Below are 17,034 nucleotides of genomic sequence, written 5' to 3' on the forward strand. Positions count from 1 at the left end.
ATAGCCTTCATCTTGTGTTGCAAGCCTATCGGATTTGGATCGAACGAATGACTGACACCCGCAACGGCGAGGACAACGGCAAGCTGCTCTATTGCTCCTTCTGTGGCAAAAGCCAGCATGAAGTACGCAAATTGATTGCCGGCCCCTCGGTCTTTATCTGCGACGAGTGCGTCGACCTGTGCAATGACATCATCCGTGAGGAGGTGCAGGAAGCCCAGGCCGAAAGCAACGCGCATAAATTGCCTTCGCCCAAAGAAATCAGCGGCATCCTCGATCAGTATGTGATTGGTCAGGAGCGTGCGAAAAAGGTTCTGGCCGTAGCGGTGTACAACCACTACAAGCGCCTGAACCAGCGTGACAAAAAGAATGACGACGTCGAACTCGGCAAGAGCAACATCCTGCTGATCGGCCCGACAGGCTCGGGTAAGACCCTGCTTGCCGAAACACTGGCCCGCTTGCTGAACGTTCCGTTCACCATCGCCGACGCAACCACCCTCACCGAGGCGGGTTATGTGGGTGAGGATGTCGAGAACATCATTCAGAAGCTGCTGCAGAAGTGCGACTACGACGTGGAAAAGGCCCAGATGGGCATTGTCTACATCGATGAAATCGACAAGATTTCGCGCAAGTCTGACAACCCGTCCATCACCCGGGACGTTTCCGGTGAAGGCGTGCAGCAGGCCCTGCTCAAGTTGATCGAAGGCACGGTCGCTTCCGTTCCGCCTCAAGGCGGTCGCAAGCATCCACAGCAGGAATTCCTGCAGGTCGACACCCGTAACATCCTGTTCATCTGCGGTGGTGCGTTCTCCGGTCTGGAAAAGGTCATTCAAAACCGTTCCACCAAAGGCGGCATCGGTTTCAACGCAGAAGTGCGCAGCAAGGAAGAAGGCAAGAAGGTGGGCGAGTCCCTGCGTGAAGTCGAACCTGACGATCTGGTCAAGTTCGGTCTGATCCCGGAATTCGTCGGTCGTCTGCCGGTGCTTGCCACGCTGGACGAGCTTGATGAAGCTGCGTTGATGCAGATTCTCACTGAGCCGAAAAATGCCCTGACCAAGCAATATGCCAAGCTGTTCGAGATGGAAGGCGTTGATCTGGAATTCCGTTCCGACGCTCTGAAATCGGTCGCCAAGCGTGCCCTGGAGCGTAAAACCGGTGCCCGTGGCCTGCGCTCGATTCTCGAAGGTGTATTGCTCGACACTATGTATGAAATCCCCTCGCAGTCCGAGGTGAGTAAAGTAGTGATCGATGAAAGCGTAATTGAAGGCAAGTCCAAGCCACTGTATATCTACGAAAACAGTGAGCCTGCTGCCAAGGCCGCGCCAGACGCTTAAGCGTCACGCAGTCGGTTCAAAGCAGCCGTTACATAGAAGGGGCCTTCGGGCCCCTTTGCTTTTGTGGGAGCTGGCCTGCCAGCGATGGCGGCCTGGCAGCCGACCATTTTCTCAAACTTCATCAGGCTGCGATCTTTTACTGCTTTTATCCGCTTGTTTTTTTCTAAACAAGCCCCCATCTTGGTTTCAGGCTTAATTCCATCTGTTTACGGCCTTACGGCCGCCGTAGAGGCGAAATCATGAAGACAACCATCGAATTGCCTCTCCTGCCATTGCGTGATGTCGTGGTTTATCCGCACATGGTTATCCCGCTGTTCGTGGGGCGCGAGAAATCCATCGAAGCCCTCGAAGCTGCGATGACGGGCGACAAGCAGATTCTTCTGCTGGCCCAAAAGAACCCCGCGGACGACGATCCCGGTGAAGATGCGCTATATCGCGTGGGTACCATTGCCACTGTCCTGCAGCTGCTCAAACTGCCAGACGGTACGGTCAAGGTTCTGGTCGAAGGCGAACAGCGCGGCGCCGTGGAGCGCTTCAGCGAAGTGGACGGCCATTGCCGCGCCGAAGTCTCGCTGATCGACGAAGTCGACGCACCGGAGCGCGAATCCGAAGTCTTCGTGCGCAGCCTGCTGTCGCAGTTCGAGCAATATGTGCAGTTGGGCAAGAAAGTCCCCGCTGAAGTCCTGTCGTCGCTCAACAGCATCGACGAGCCAGGTCGCCTGGTGGACACCATGGCCGCGCATATGGCTCTGAAGATCGAGCAGAAGCAGGAAATCCTCGAAATCATTGATCTGTCGGCCCGGGTCGAGCACGTGCTGGCGTTGCTGGATGGCGAGATCGATCTGCTGCAGGTCGAAAAGCGCATTCGCGGTCGCGTCAAGAAACAAATGGAGCGCAGTCAGCGCGAGTACTACCTGAACGAGCAGATGAAGGCCATTCAGAAAGAGCTCGGCGACAGCGACGAAGGCCACAACGAAGTCGAAGAGCTGAAAAAGCGTATCGATGCCGCCGGCCTGCCAAAAGACGCGTTGGCCAAGGCTACCGCTGAACTGAACAAGCTCAAGCAAATGTCGCCGATGTCGGCGGAAGCCACCGTGGTGCGTTCGTACATCGACTGGCTGGTTCAGGTGCCATGGAAAGCCCAGAGCAAGGTGCGCCTGGACCTGGCGCGTGCAGAAGACATTCTGGACGCCGACCACTACGGTCTTGAAGAAGTCAAAGAACGGATCCTCGAATACCTCGCCGTGCAAAAGCGCGTGAAGAAGATTCGTGGTCCGGTGCTGTGCCTGGTTGGCCCTCCAGGGGTTGGTAAAACGTCCCTGGCGGAGTCGATTGCTCATGCCACCAACCGCAAGTTCGTGCGCATGGCCCTTGGCGGTGTGCGTGACGAAGCGGAAATTCGTGGTCATCGCCGTACATACATCGGTTCGATGCCAGGAAGATTGATTCAAAAGATGACAAAAGTGGGTGTGCGCAACCCGCTGTTCCTGCTCGATGAAATCGACAAGATGGGTAGCGACATGCGCGGCGATCCTGCATCGGCGTTGCTGGAAGTACTTGATCCGGAGCAAAACCACAGCTTCAACGACCACTATCTGGAAGTCGATTACGACCTCTCCGATGTGATGTTCCTGTGCACCTCCAACTCCATGAACATTCCGCCAGCGTTGCTGGACCGGATGGAAGTGATTCGTCTGCCGGGCTACACCGAAGACGAGAAGATCAACATCGCCGTCAAATACCTTTCGCCCAAGCAGATTACGGCAAACGGCCTGAAGAAAGGCGAGCTGGAATTCGACGCCGAAGCCATCCGCGACATCATTCGCTACTACACCCGCGAAGCCGGTGTGCGTGGTCTGGAGCGCCAGATTGCCAAGGTGTGCCGCAAGGCCGTCAAGGAGCATGCACTGGAAAAACGCTTCTCGGTGAAGGTCACGGCAGACATGCTCGAGCACTTCCTCGGCGTGCGTAAATTCCGCTATGGCCTGGCTGAACAGCAGGATCAGATCGGTCAGGTAACCGGGCTGGCGTGGACTCAGGTCGGTGGCGAATTGCTGACCATCGAAGCCGCTGTCGTACCAGGCAAAGGCCAGTTGATCAAGACCGGTTCCCTGGGGGACGTGATGGTCGAATCGATCACCGCAGCCCTGACCGTTGTGCGCAGTCGGGCGAAGAGCCTGGGGATCCCCCTGGACTTCCACGAGAAGCGCGACACCCACATCCACATGCCGGAAGGGGCGACGCCCAAAGACGGTCCTAGCGCCGGTGTGGGCATGTGCACGGCACTGGTATCGGCCTTGACCGGGATTCCGGTACGCGCTGATGTCGCCATGACCGGTGAAATCACCTTGCGTGGCCAGGTGCTGGCGATTGGCGGTTTAAAAGAAAAACTGCTCGCGGCACATCGTGGCGGAATCAAGACGGTGATCATTCCTGAAGAGAACGTGCGCGATCTGAAGGAGATTCCGGACAATATCAAGCAGGATCTACAGATTAAACCGGTTAAATGGATTGACGAGGTCCTGCAAATTGCGCTGCAATACGCGCCGGAGCCCTTGCCGGATGTGGCTCCGGAGATAGTCGCGAAGGATGAGAAACGCGACTCGGATTCCAAGGAAAGAATCAGCACGCATTAGTACGTATTTGCCTGGGGGGCTTCCTTGACAGTTTTTTAGAGCCCTTGTTATAAAGCGGCTCTTAAGTGTCTGTAGGCCATTCAGCACTGGTTTTTGCTTTTACCAAAAAAACTTAGAATCATACTCAAATAGATAGTAAGGGGACTTAGAGTGAACAAGTCGGAACTGATTGATGCTATCGCTGCATCCGCTGATATCCCGAAAGCTGCTGCCGGCCGTGCGCTGGACGCTGTAATCGAATCCGTCACTGGCGCTCTCAAGGCTGGCGACTCCGTGGTTCTGGTTGGTTTCGGCACTTTCTCCGTAACCGATCGTCCAGCTCGCATTGGTCGTAACCCACAGACCGGTAAGACGCTGGAAATCGCAGCAGCCAAAAAACCAGGTTTCAAAGCCGGTAAAGCACTGAAAGAAGCTGTCAACTAAGTTTCGTTTCAGTTTTTTGCCCATCCGGGTCGGGGTCATGCCTGACCTGGCAGCGGAGCGGCAGTCTGGACGGCAGTTGCCGATTCAAGACGCCGAGGGTCGCGAGTTCGAGCCTCGATCCGCTCCGCCAGTTACGAGAAGGCGCATCCTCGGATGCGCCTTTCTTCTATCCGGATACTACCCACGCTCCACGGTTGCCTAATTTTGAAGTTCAACCGTTTCTGGGGGACGCATGCTGCAGAATATCAGGGACAATTCACAAGGCTGGATTGCCAAGACCATTATCGGGGTCATCGTTGCACTGATGGCGCTGACCGGTTTCGACGCCATTTTTCAGGCCACGACGAGCAAGAATGAAGCGGCGAAGGTCAATGGCGAAGAAATCAGCCAGAACGAGCTGAGCCAGGCGGTCGATATGCAACGCCGTCAACTCATGCAACAGCTGGGCAAGGATTTCGATGCATCCTTGCTTGACGAAAAAATGCTGCGCGAATCGGCTCTCAAAGGCCTGATCGATCGCAAGCTGCTGCTGCAAGGCGCAGAAAATTCGAAGTTCGCTTTTTCCGAAGCGGCGCTGGACCAGGTCATCCTGCAAACACCTGAATTTCAGGTGGATGGCAAATTCAGCCCCGAGCGTTTCGATCAGGTGATTCGTCAACTGGGCTACAGCCGTATGCAATTCCGCCAGATGCTGGCTCAGGAAATGCTGATCGGTCAATTGCGTGCCGGTGTGGCGGGTAGCGGTTTCGTCACCGATGCACAGGTGCTGGCATTCGCCCGTCTGGAAAAACAGACCCGCGATTTCGCTTCCCTGAACATCAAGGCTGACCCGGCGGCTGTGAAGCTGACCGACGAAGAGGTCAAGGCCTACTACGACGAACACGCCAAGGAATTCATGACGCCGGATCAGGTGATCATCGATTACCTCGAGTTGAAGAAGTCTTCCTTCTTCGATCAGGTCAGCGTCAAGGACGAAGACCTGCAGGCGGCGTATCAGAAAGAAATCGCCAACCTGTCGGAGCAACGCCGGGCTGCGCACATTCTGATCGAAGTCAACGACAAGACCACCGAAGCGCAGGCCAAGGCCAGGATTGACGAGGTTCAGGCGCGTCTGGCCAAGGGTGAGACATTCGAGGCGCTGGCCAAGGAATTCTCCCAGGATCCAGGTTCGGCCAACAATGGCGGCGACCTTGGTTTTGCCGGTCCTGGCGTCTACGACCCGGCGTTCGAAACAGCCCTGTACGCGCTGAACAAGGACCAGGTTTCGGCGCCGGTTCGCACCGATTTCGGTTTCCACCTGATCAAGCTGCTGGGCGTGGAAGCGCCAGAAGTGCCGACGTTCGCCAGCCTGAAAGACAAGCTGACCCGTACGCTGAAGACCCAGGAGGTCGAACAGCGTTTCGTCGAGGCGAGCAAGCAACTGGAAGATGCCGCGTTCGAGGCTTCCGATCTGGCCCAGCCGGCGCAGGACCTGAAGCTGACCGTTCACACCTCCAAAGCGTTTGGTCGTGAAGGGGGGGAGGGCGTCACAGCTAACCGTGGTGTGATCACTGCCGCGTTCAGCCCTGAAGTGTTGGATGAAGGTGCCAACAGCACTGCCATCGAGCTCGATCCGGAAACCGTGATCGTGCTGCGCGCCAAGGAGCACCTGAAGCCTTCGCAACTGCCGCTGGAAAGCGTCGCTGCGGCCATCCGCGTGCAGTTGGCCAAGGAACACGCCAGCGCTGATGCCAAGACCAAGGCCGAAGCCCTGATCGTCAGTCTGCGCGAAGGCAAGACCCCGCTGGACCAGGCTATCGACGGCCAGAGCTGGAAAGTCACCGAAGCCGCTACCCGTGCTCAGGAAGGGGTCGACCCTGCTGTGCTGCAAGCGTTGTTCCGCATGCCGAAACCGGCTGCCAAGGACAAACCGACCTTCACCAGCGTGACGCTGGCGGATGGCAGCCTGGTGGTCGTGCGTCTCAATGGCGTGAACGAAGCGGCAGCACCGACTGAAGAAGAGAAAGCGCAATACCGCCGCTACCTCGCTTCCCGTGTCGGCCAGCAAGACTTCGCGGCTTACCGCAAGCAACTGGAAAGCCAGGCTGACATCAAGAAGTACTGATGACTGACTGAGTGTTGCGTTTCATAAAAACCCCGGCCATTGGTCGGGGTTTTTTTCATCAAGATCAAAAGATCACAGCCTTTGTAGACGCTGCCGCAGGCTGCGATCTTTTGATCTTTTGCTATGCCCCGGCAACTTCCCGCATGGAAGGCAGTCAACACACCTGTAACCGTTTCAAGACACAATCGATGCTCCCTCAGGCATCGTTCTGTTGCACAATACGCCCCGGACTGTTTCCCTCAGGATGTTCAATGTTTAAATCATTTCCCGTGCGGGTTGTCGGGCTGGCAATCGTGCTGGCCGCTGCGGCCGGTTGTTCGTCAGAGAAAGCCGCGATCTATGAGCATGAGAAGTTCGATGACTCTGGAACCTATTCGCGCAACTATCCGGTGACTGACGCGCAGAGCTGTGAAGCCGCGCGTCGGGCCTTGCTCAGTCAGGGTTACATCATCACCAGCAGCGATCCGAAACTCATCAGCGGCCACAAGAGCTTCCAGCAGACCGGCGAAAACCACATGGAGATCAGCTTCAGTGTGGTCTGTACCGATGATGGCAGCGAAGGCCATCACGCGACCGTGTTCGCCAACGCCCTGCAGGATCGCTATGCGCTGAAGAAGACCAACAACTCCGCCAGTCTTGGCGTGGGTGTGCTGGGCTCGGTATCGATGCCGATCGGCTCCTCTGACGACTCGATGGTCAAGGTGGCCAGCGAAACCGTCACCTCGGCCAAGTTCTATGAGCGTTTTTTTGCCCTGATCGAATTGTTCCTGCCGCCGGAAGCAAAGAAGGCTGCGCACATTATCGAAAAGCCGAAAACCGACCTGGGTGTGCCTGAAGTCAAAGCTGCACCGGCACCATTGGCGCCAGCCCCAGCCCCAGCCCCAGCGTCTGCACCTGCCCCTGAACAGATCCCGGCTGCCCCTGCACCCGCTGCTGAGCCAACACCGGAACCAACTCCTGTCGAAACCGCGCCAGCGGTTTCCGAACCGTTTGCTCCACCACCTGAAGCGGCACCGATTACCCCGGTCGAAAACACAGCGCCGGCACCGTCCGCTGAAATCATCACGCCGCCGGCCAACCCAAGCGACCTGCCTCCACCGAGCGAACCGATTCCGGCGATTCCCGTCTCCGGCCAGTAAAGACCTGCTACGTTACGGGTTCGGCTCATACGACGCCGACCCCATAACATCGCGACAATTGATCGGCATCAACCAACAGGCTTGGCCCTGCGCCCTGCAGCAAAAAACCAGTGATAAATTCCTGACCGCCTGCTACGTTTTATTCAGTAGCTACGCAGCGTCGTGCCCATGTCATTTTTCTTTCACGCGGGCACTTTATGCTGAAAATGCAGGTCATTTATTCAGACGTTTTTCGACAAGCTGTGGGGGATTCAATAATGGACGATTATCAGGAAGAGCTGCTCGAATACCAGGCCTTCGAACTGGACCCGGTGGAACCAGCAGAAGACGCCACCGAGTTGTAATCAACGCTGCAGCTTCAGGCTGACTTTCTATGACTTCGGCGAAACTCGCCGGGCGTCTGGCCGCTCCAGCGTTTGAATGCCCGTTGAAACGCTTCGGCTGAAGCAAAGCCCAGCAAGTAGGCGATTTCACCGAATGCCAGTTCGGTGTCACGAATGTAGGTCATGGCCAGGTCGCGGCGCGTGTCGTTGAGAATCGCGCGAAACTGCGTGCCTTCTTCCGCGAGTTTGCGGCGCAAGGTCCAGGTGGGCAGCTTCAGGCGTGCCGCCACTTCCTCAAGGTCGGGTTCCCGGCCACCACTGAGCAACGGCCCCAGCAGGGCTATGATGCGTTCACGCAGGCTGCGGGTGCGGGTCAGTTGTTCCAGCTCCCGTTCACACAATTGCAGCAAATGGCGCCAGGTGCTCGGGCAGTGCTCAGGGTTGCGTTGGGCCAGGCTCGCCAGGCTCAGGCGCAGTTGATTGTGTTCGGCGCCAAACTGGATCGGACAATCGCCCAGCACGTCGTCATAGACTGCGCGGTAAACGGGCGGCTCGAACTCTATTTCGATACGTTCGGCCCGCAGTGGGGCAGGGCTGACGCTCGATAGCTGCTGCAACCAGCCAGCGATGATCGAGTCCACCACGAAGCGGTTGTAGCTGTTGTAGGGGCTGATGGAGTAAAAGCGCAGCCAGGCGCCCTGGGCGTCCTCGTGAAAGCTCGATTGACCACGATAGTTGGAGCCGTACAAAGCTTCGAAGCGAATCAGGCAGCGCGCAGCTTCTCGCACCGTCGGCGCCTGGGCGGCGGTGACACCGGCAAGACCGGCCTGGCTCAGGCGGCTGAGCTGGCCCATGCGCAAGCCCAGCGCCGGGTTGGCGGTCAGTTGGATAGCGCCGTGACCCAGGCGCATGTAGCGCGGAATCGACAGTCGGGCCCCGGCTTCACTCAGGCGCGCCGCATCGAGGCCGTATTGATCGAGCAGGGGCTGTGGATCGACACCGTGGCTGCGTACGGCATCGGCCAGGCTATGGACGAAGCCTACGGACAGATCGCCAAGACGCATCGGCAGCGGCTTCATCGCTTACAACCACAGGTTCAGCAGACGCGCACCGCGGGCGTTGCCATCGCTAAATTGCTGGCCGTTACTGTTGAGAAAGCTTTGCCCGGCGCTGCCCTGGTCCCAGAACTGCCCCCGCATGAACACACTCATGCCGGCAATGGCCTGATTGGCCGGTGTCCGCGTGGTGACAGTCAGTCGTTGCCAGGCCTGGCCTTCGCTGAGTTCCCCGGATTTGAGGCTCACGGAATCCGGAGTCGAGGAGCCACGGAAACCGCGCCACGGCTGCTCCCAGGCGCCGCGTCCCGTCACGAACGCCGGCACCACGACCAACTGCACGCTCTGATCATCGAGCTTGCGGTAGTTATCCGGATACCAGCTGTCGCGGCCAATCAGCACACCAAGACGCCCGGCCGGTGTGTCGACGACATTAACCGAATGTTCGGTGTTGGCCTTGATCCCGTCCGGTCCCGCAAAGACGGGATACATCTGGCGCTGGGGCTGGCCAATCGGCAGGCCTTCGCGGTTGAACACCACGCTGCTGTTGTACAGCGCGCCGCGACCGATTTTCAGCCTGCCGTCGATGATGCTGGGTTCAGGCAATACGATAGAGCCCGCCACCAGGGTTACGTGGAATTCCTTTGCCAGACCGCCGAACAGTGCCTGGTAGTCCTTGGCCATGGCCTTGGCCTTCATGCGCAGGTGCGCGTCGTCCAGGCGATTGCCGTCCTCGGCGCTGATCAGGGCACGCACGAACTTCAACGGATTGCTCGCCGCCAGCCAGTTCATCGCTTCCTTGATGGTGGCGGCCTGGTACAGCTCATCTTTTTCGCCGCTGACCATCAGCCAGGTGCCGACATGCTCGGGCAGCACAACGATGGTCTTGTCATTGAGCAGGCCCTGATCCCGGGCCTTCTGCAAATAGGCCGCCAGTTTGCGATGCAGGCGCTCGGGGCTTTGATAGTCGGTGGGGAACAGCTCGGGCTGGATGCCCAGCAGGTTGCCACGGTCGGCAGGTGTGCCCTGATCGATCGCCAGGTTGATGCGCAGGTCCGACAGGTAATGACCCACCGGCCGATCCGCGGCCCACATGGCGTAGGTTGTCAGGGTGGCAATCAGTGCCATGGAAAATGTCAGGTACAGAAGTTTGCGCATGGGGAAACAGTCAACAGCCGTATTCAGGGTGCATGGCTTTTTATCGGCTTCAAGGATAAAGCGAATCAAGGAGTGAGTGGGGAAAATTGTGCTCGGCGATTTTTTGTCTTAAAAGTTTTGATTTTTCGCGTTGTATTTGAAGTCGCGGCATCGACTAATTTTGATGCAATCCTGGTTTTACAGATACCTCTAAGCCTTGAGCAGAGACCTTGTTGCTATTTGCGATAATGCACGTAACAACGTTTGTGAGCGCCTCTGTGAGTTGTGCTTCGGTTGTCTCGACGCTGTACCAATGTGACTGTCCGAATAACATCACAATGACTGCACTGGTGGTGGCGCAAATCTGCGCACCAGTGTTTCCTTCCTTGGCGTACTCATCCGTGATGATTTCGGTTAAAACAGAGCAATATCTGTTTTTCAGCTGAATAACCTGCTGCTGTTGTTCTTCATTGAGATTCGCGAATTCACGGGTGATCAGAACCAATTTGTACTTTTCATTAAAATGAAAAGCGATGAAAGCCTGGATGAACAGCTGCAAACGCTTGCCTGGGCTGCGCGCTCCCTTGATGCGACGCAAGGTGTCGAGCAATAAGTCGGACAATGCGGACTCAATAAGCTCGAATAACAATGACTGTTTGTTTTCGATGTGATGGTATAGCGATCCGGCATGCAGCCCGAGATAGCTCGCCAGATCTCGCAGGCCGATTGCTTGAAAGCCGCGTGTGGCGAAGAGTTCAAGCGCAGCATCAAGCAGTCGATCACGGGCGCTGTGTGTTGGATTGGCTAATGCGCTGTTAGTTGGCATGTGGATTGGTCAACTGCAAAAGGTTTGGCAAAATATCAAAGGCCTGCGGCAAAAGTGCTTGAGCTTGCACTGCCAGGTTTAACTGCCGTGACGATAGTTGGTTTGGGAAGCATGGTGCGCGGTGCGCATCAGCAACAGCACCGCGCAAATCACTGGCAGGTTCACCAGCAACAGTGCATAGCGCAGTGACTCGTGACCAAACAGCGGTAGCAGCATATCGCTGAACAAGCCGGTTATCAGTGGCCCGACGCCGACCCCGAGCAGCGTACTCACGATGGTTTGCAGGGCCATGGCGGCACCGCGTTGGCCTGCTGGCACCAGTTGAGTGACGAGGTTGTAGGACGGGGCGACCCACCACACGGAAAAGAATGAATACAACGCGCACCAGAGCATGGCGACTGGAATCGGCACATTGCCCAGTCGAACCAGCAGGGAATCGGACCAAAGCAGATAGGGGATCAGCGCGCTGATTGCTGCCAGGTGGCCCAATACCGGAATCGAAACCTGCCAATGTGGATTGCGCCGACACAGGCGGTCACTTAACCAGCCACTGAACAGGCCACCGATCCCGGCTGAGGTTCCACAGATTACCCCCGCCAGCAATCCGGCGTGCTGCAGTGACAAGCCGTGGGAGCGCATCAGGAAGGTGGTATTCCACATGCCGATGGCATAGGCGCTGAGCGTGGTCAGGCCGCCCGCGAGGATCAGGCAACGGTAGGCGGGCAAAGCCCAGAGCTTGCGTGCTTCGGCACGCATACCCAGGAGTGCGGGTTGCGAGTGGGGGTGTGGCGTAAGGTCCCAGCGACCGCGCTGCGGATCACGCACGACAAAGGCCAGGATGGCGCTGAACAACAGGGCCGGTAGGCCAAGGGCGATGAATGCGCTGCGCCAGCCATAGTGCTCCACCACCCAGGCGCCGATGCTCAAACCGATGATCGAGGAAAACGTCGGCGCGGCGGTAAAACAACTTATGGCGAATGAGCGTCGTTGCGGTGGATACAGATCCGCGATCAACGACAGCGAAGCCGACGTCGTCGGCGATTCGCTGACGGCAACCAGCATTCGCGCAAAGGCCAGTGCCAGGAAGCTGCCAGCCAGCCCGCACGCCATGGTCGCCACTGCCCACAACAGGCAAGACATTGCCAGCAGGCGGATTCGCGGCATGCGGTCCACCAACCTTCCCGCTGGCAGACCCATCAGCGCATAGACGGCGGCAAACGCCAGGCCCGAGATCAAGCCGATGGCGGTGTCGCCGACCGCGAATTCGGCTTTGATCGGCTCGACCATGACCGCAAGAATTTGTCGCCCGACGAAGTTGTCGGCAAACACCATGGCCAGCAAAAATAGCAACCCATGGCTGCCCCAGCCGACACTGATCGGTGATGACAAACCTGCACGGGCGGTCATCGCGGCGCCCACAGATCAGGCAAGCCTGGGTCACTGACGACGATCAGGCGCTTGAGCAGAACCTTCAAGGCTTGTGCGTCAGCGGCGCCGAGCTTGACCGAGAGGTCTTCTTCCACGGCCTTGGCTATTGCCAGTTGATGGAGTGAAACCTCGCGGCCCTGGGCCGTGAGGACAAAGCGGATCGAGTCTGCCGAACCCTCGAACGCGACCAGCCGCTGGCGTTCGAGAAAACGCATGCTTGCCAGGGTGACTTCGCGGCCGGTGTAGTTAACGAAAGTGTTGATTTCCTCGAGGGTCAGGTTGTCGCGAATGCACAAAATCGAAAGGACAAAAAACGTCTGCTCGTCCAGCTGCTGATTGTTGAGCAACTGGCGCAAGGCATTGAGCACCTGGTAATGGCCGCGCCCCAACAGGTAGCCGAGCAAGTCTTCGGTGTAGCTGCATTCCGGTGGCGGCGGTGTGGTCGCCAGGCGCAGCTCGCTGCGAGGCTTGCGCGTGGCCAGAGCATATTGGCCACTCTGGAACGCCAGCGGAGCCCGGTTGCTGTGATCGAAGGCGAGTACTTCACCGACAAAAATCACGTGGTCGCCACCTTCGTACTGGAACGCCGTACGGCACTGGAAGCGCGCCGTGCAATCCTGCAGCAGCGGTGCCTCGCTGACGCCATTATCGAGCTCGATTTCGGCGAATTTGTTCTCGCCCTGGGTAGCGAAACGTCCTGACAGGGTTTCCTGCTCCGTGGACAGCACGTGCACGTTCCAATGCTTGCCGCTGCTGAACACCGGCAGGCTGCGCGCTTGCTTGGACAGGCTCCAGAGCACCAGCGGCGGGTTGAGTGAAACCGAGTTGAAGCTGTTGGCGGTGATGCCAACTGGCGAGCCGTCTTCGGACTGGGTAGTGATGATCGTGACCCCGGTGGTGAACGTGCCGAGCGCGGCACGAAATGCCTGGGGATCGAAGCTGATGTTTTGCATTGCCATGACTGGCCTCATGGGGTGGGGTTTTCGTATGGCCAGTATTGGACGTTTGCAGGCCCTGGGCATCGTCTCAACGGACTAACGTTGATATATGGCCTCGTCCGATTGGACGAGGCGGCGCAGCCATCCGCGAGGCTAGGGTGGCGCCAGGCGCATCGGGCGCTCAATGGCCATTGAGCCAACCTGCAAGGGGATAACAATGAGTACAGCCACGTCTTGCGTTCATGACCTTTCCAGCCTGCTGGCGCTACAGAAAAGCGCTTTTGCCAGTGCCGGCAGAGTCGACGCCGACACCCGTCGCCAGCGCCTCCAGCAAGTGATCGACTTGTTGGTCCATAATCACCAGGCATTGACCACGGCGATCGACCAGGACTTTGGCGGGCGGCCTGCCGGGTTTTCATTGATGAACGACGTGCTGGGTGCACTGGCCTCGCTCAAGTATGCCCGTGACCATCTGCAGGAATGGATGCAGGACGAACCGCGCGAGATGTTTGCCCCTTATGACCAGCTTGGCGCCAGCGCGTGGGTCATGCATCAGCCAAAAGGCACGGTGGGCATCCTGGGTACTTGGAACGCGCCGCTGTATACCTTGTTCAGTCCTCTGGCCTCGGCGCTGGCGGCCGGCAACCGCGCCATCCTCAAACCTTCGGAAGTAGTGCCACGCACCGCCGAGCTGGTGGCGCGCCTGTGCGCCGAGCACCTCGACCCACTGGTGGTGGCGGTGGTCAACGGCGGGCCGGAATTGGGCGAAGCCTTCAGTAGCCAGCCTTTCGACCACCTGGTGTTCACCGGTAGCACGGCGGTTGGCCGGCAGGTAATGGGTAATGCAGCAAAAAATCTGGTGCCGGTAACCCTGGAGCTCGGCGGCAAATCGCCGGTGATCGTTTCGCGCACTGCTGACTTGAACAAAACTGCCTTCAGCATCGCGGCGGGCAAGATATGCAATGGGGGGCAGGTTTGCATCAACCCGGATCTGGTCTACGTGCCCAAGGTTCAACTTGAGTCTTTTCTCGATGCACTACGCAGCGCCTATCGCGATCTCAACCCGACAGTGGCTGGCAATCTGGATGTGGTGGCAGTGGTCAACCAGCGTCATCTGGATCGTGTCGAGGGCCTGGTCGAGGACGCGCAGGTGCGCGGTGCACGCATCGAGTGCCTGCCCGAACCTCTGGCCCTGGATGCCCGGGAACGTCGTCGCCCGCTGCGGGTGGTGGTTGATCCGGCCCCGGACAGCCTGATCATGCATGAAGAAATCTTTGGCCCTGCGATGGTCGTGCTCAGCTATGACGACCTCGATCAGGTCATTGCTCAAATCAACTCCCGGCCACGTCCATTGGCGCTGTACTACTTCGGTGAGGATGCACAAGAACAGCGTTATGTGCTGGAGCACACCCTGTCCGGCGGGGTCACGATTAACGACGTGATGATGCATGCCGCGATGCACGATGCACCGTTCGGCGGCGTCGGCGCCTCGGGCATGGGCCATTACCATGGTCGCGAAGGTTTTCTCGAATTCAGTCATATGCGCACGGTATTCAAGGCATCGACCCACGACCCGCGCCGAGAGTGGGGCTTGTTGCCGCCTTATGGCGAGCACTATCTGGCGGCCATGCTGGCCGGGGTAACCTGCGACTGATTTGAGCGCGGGGGCCTTAAGCCCCTATCCGCTACATGAGACAGGCCATTGTTTATGTACAAGGGGCTGCGCAGTATCGCTATCGTTCGGCGTTGCTGGATTACCTGGTACTGGCGGTGGTCGACGGCATGGGGAAAGTGGTCAGTCGGTCGAGAGTGTCTCGGCCGGTACCGCATCGTTGTCGGCCAACGCCAGGCATAGCGCGGCTGCCGCCGGGGACCTGGAATTGCTGGCGAGGGCGCTGGATCAGTTGTCGACACGCTTTAATGTCGCTTGATCACCTGCCTTGGTCCATCCGAATGCCACTCCCACAGGGTACAAGTCCCCAATCCCTTAACAACTCACCATCAGGGCGTGATCATCACCATGGATAAGCACGAAAACGCACCACTCAACTTCACCACCGGCTGGCCGCGCCGTAGCGTACTCAAGGCTGGTGCCGTGGCTGTCGGCGTCGGGATTCTGGGGCGGTTTGCCGATGCCCGCGCGGCTGGACTGTCGGCCAGCGATTACCAGGCCATGGATGCCTGGGCCATGAGCCAGGCGATCCGCAGTGGCGAACTAAGCGCCGAGGACTTGTTGGCGGCGGCGCTTGCCCGCTATAACGAGGTCAACCCCAAGGTCAATGCGGTGAACATGCTGCATGAAACCTACGCCCGTACCTTGCTTGCCCAGCGCCGTGCTGCCGGCACCTACAACCATGGCACCCTGGCCGGTGTACCGCTGCTGTTCAAGGACCTGAACACCACGCTAGAAGGTACGATCACCAGTAATGGCAGCCGGATGTTCAAGGACTCACCGCCCGCTGCCCGCACCAGCACCCTGATCGCCCGCTACGAGCAGGCCGGTGCGGTAGCGTTCGGCAAGACCACGTCCCCCGAGTTTGGCTTGACCACCACTACCGAATCCCTGGCCTGGGGCCAGACTCATAACCCCTGGAACCTGGCCATGAGCGCGGGTGGTTCTTCTGGTGGCTCGGCCGCTGCGGTTGCGGCGGGGATCGTTCCCGTGGCTCATGCCACTGATGGCGGCGGTTCGATTCGAATTCCCGCTTCGTACTGCGGCGTGGTCGGGCTCAAGCCGACCCGCTATCGCACCCCCAGCGGGCCACTGCATTTCGAAGGTTCGTTTGGCGCCAGTGCTGCCAATGTGGTGTCGCGCACAGTGCGCGATACCGCGCTGTTCCTTGATGCCGGTCAGGGTCATGAGGCGGGCAGCGCCTATTGGTGTCCGCCGTTGATTCGGCCTTATGTGGAGGAATTACAACGTGATCCGGGCAGGTTGCGCGTGGCCGTGGTGCGCCAATCACTGACTGGCGCCCCTCTGGACCCGGCGATTGCCGCCACGCTGGAACAGACCATCAAGCAATTGTTGGCCCTGGGGCATCAACTCGATGAATTAAAGCTGAACATCGATCCGCGCCAGTTGTTCGGTGCCCACGGCACTGCGCTTGCCATGGCATTGCGTGTGCAGATTCATGACCGCGAGCAGGTACTCGGCCGGGCTGCCACGGTTCAGGATCTGGAGAAGATTACTTTGGTCAATCTCGAACGCTCGAAATCGACGAGCGGCGAAGACCTGTACCGCGCGCGGCAAGCGTTCGAAAGTATTGGCGCGACTATGGAGCAACACTTCGAAGGCTACGACGTGATTCTGTCGCCGGTCACCGGCAGTCTGACTCCGAAGCTGGGTCTGTTGTCGCTTGATCAGCCTTGGGACAGCTACGCCCATCAGGCAATGGGCAGCGCCGGTTTCACCGTGATAGCCAATGTCAGCGGTCAGCCGGCCATCTCTTTGCCACTGGGCCACAGCGACGACGGTCTGCCGGTGGGCATGATGTTTACTGCTCGCCTGGGTGGCGAAGACGTGCTGCTGCGCCTGGCCAGCCAGTTGGAACAGGCCCATCCGTGGGCCGCAAGACGCGCTTGCTTGTAACTTGACACACTTGTGGGAGCGAGCCTGCTCGCTCCTGCAGAGTCCGCATGACCTACAGGCAGATGTGTACAGCCAGGCCACCCTCTAGTCCACTTTGACGATGAT

The 17,034-nt window shown here is 58.5% G+C and carries 12 protein-coding genes and 1 tRNA gene; 8 read left to right on the forward strand and 5 right to left on the reverse strand.

Translation table 11 applies throughout. From position 1 onward, the window contains the following. The first annotated feature begins 47 nt into the window (after positions 1-47). The 6 genes from clpX (at position 48) to ASE98_RS22035 (ending at position 7,633) form a co-directional block, all read left to right on the forward strand. Positions 48-1,331 (forward strand): ATP-dependent Clp protease ATP-binding subunit ClpX, encoded by a 1,284-nt coding sequence (clpX, locus tag ASE98_RS22010; protein WP_060543423.1) that lies wholly within the window; start codon positions 48-50, stop codon positions 1,329-1,331. A gap of 239 nt (positions 1,332-1,570) precedes the next feature. Continuing rightward, entirely contained in the window at positions 1,571-3,967 is a 2,397-nt protein-coding gene (gene lon / locus ASE98_RS22020) for an endopeptidase La (RefSeq protein ID WP_060543425.1), read from the forward strand. Between the two features lie 150 nt (positions 3,968-4,117). Further along, on the forward strand, positions 4,118-4,390 hold the full coding sequence (locus ASE98_RS22025) for an HU family DNA-binding protein (protein ID WP_002552737.1): 273 nt from the start codon (positions 4,118-4,120) through the stop codon (positions 4,388-4,390). Positions 4,391-4,444: 54 nt separating this feature from the next. Continuing rightward, positions 4,445-4,520, forward strand: a tRNA-OTHER gene (locus ASE98_RS26730). A gap of 102 nt (positions 4,521-4,622) precedes the next feature. Then, positions 4,623-6,494, forward strand: a complete 1,872-nt coding sequence (locus ASE98_RS22030; protein WP_060543426.1) for a SurA N-terminal domain-containing protein — start codon at positions 4,623-4,625, stop codon at positions 6,492-6,494. Between the two features lie 251 nt (positions 6,495-6,745). Beyond that, a complete protein-coding gene (locus tag ASE98_RS22035; RefSeq protein WP_060543427.1) occupies positions 6,746-7,633 on the forward strand; it encodes a DUF2242 domain-containing protein in 888 nt (295 codons plus the stop codon). 358 nt (positions 7,634-7,991) lie between these two features. Here the strand turns inward: ASE98_RS22035 and ASE98_RS22040 are convergent, their stop codons facing one another. From ASE98_RS22040 to ASE98_RS22060, 5 genes are all read right to left on the reverse strand, one after another. After that, positions 7,992-9,035 (reverse strand): AraC family transcriptional regulator, encoded by a 1,044-nt coding sequence (locus ASE98_RS22040; RefSeq protein ID WP_060543428.1) that lies wholly within the window; start codon positions 9,033-9,035, stop codon positions 7,992-7,994. Positions 9,036-9,038: 3 nt separating this feature from the next. After that, complete coding sequence (locus ASE98_RS22045) at positions 9,039-10,169, reverse strand: carbon-nitrogen hydrolase family protein (protein WP_060543429.1); 1,131 nt, start codon at positions 10,167-10,169, stop codon at positions 9,039-9,041. A 154-nt stretch (positions 10,170-10,323) separates the two neighbouring features. Beyond that, the gene (locus ASE98_RS22050) at positions 10,324-10,974 is read right to left on the reverse strand and encodes a TetR/AcrR family transcriptional regulator (protein ID WP_082457609.1); all 651 of its coding nucleotides are present in this window, start codon (positions 10,972-10,974) and stop codon (positions 10,324-10,326) included. A 78-nt stretch (positions 10,975-11,052) separates the two neighbouring features. Then, positions 11,053-12,381, reverse strand: coding sequence for a spinster family MFS transporter (locus ASE98_RS22055; protein ID WP_177336997.1), 1,329 nt, complete (start codon positions 12,379-12,381; stop codon positions 11,053-11,055). Further along, positions 12,378-13,361 carry a flavin reductase family protein gene (locus ASE98_RS22060; RefSeq protein WP_060543430.1) on the reverse strand — a complete coding sequence of 328 codons (984 nt, stop codon included), beginning with the start codon at positions 13,359-13,361 and terminating at the stop codon, positions 12,378-12,380. Before ASE98_RS22060 ends, ASE98_RS22055 begins: the two co-directional genes overlap by 4 nt. 163 nt (positions 13,362-13,524) lie before the next feature. Here ASE98_RS22060 and ASE98_RS22065 point away from each other — a divergent pair, with 163 nt between their 5' ends. Together ASE98_RS22065 and ASE98_RS22070 are read left to right on the forward strand one after the other, a co-directional pair. After that, positions 13,525-14,994: a coniferyl aldehyde dehydrogenase gene (locus ASE98_RS22065; protein WP_082457610.1), complete on the forward strand. Its 1,470-nt coding sequence runs from the start codon at positions 13,525-13,527 to the stop codon at positions 14,992-14,994. Between the two features lie 366 nt (positions 14,995-15,360). Continuing rightward, a complete protein-coding gene (locus ASE98_RS22070) occupies positions 15,361-16,929 on the forward strand; it encodes an amidase (protein WP_060543432.1) in 1,569 nt (522 codons plus the stop codon). Positions 16,930-17,034 lie beyond the last annotated feature (105 nt).

Origin of the sequence: Pseudomonas sp. Leaf48 (genome assembly GCF_001421885.1) — a bacterium.
Taxonomy (GTDB): domain Bacteria; phylum Pseudomonadota; class Gammaproteobacteria; order Pseudomonadales; family Pseudomonadaceae; genus Aquipseudomonas.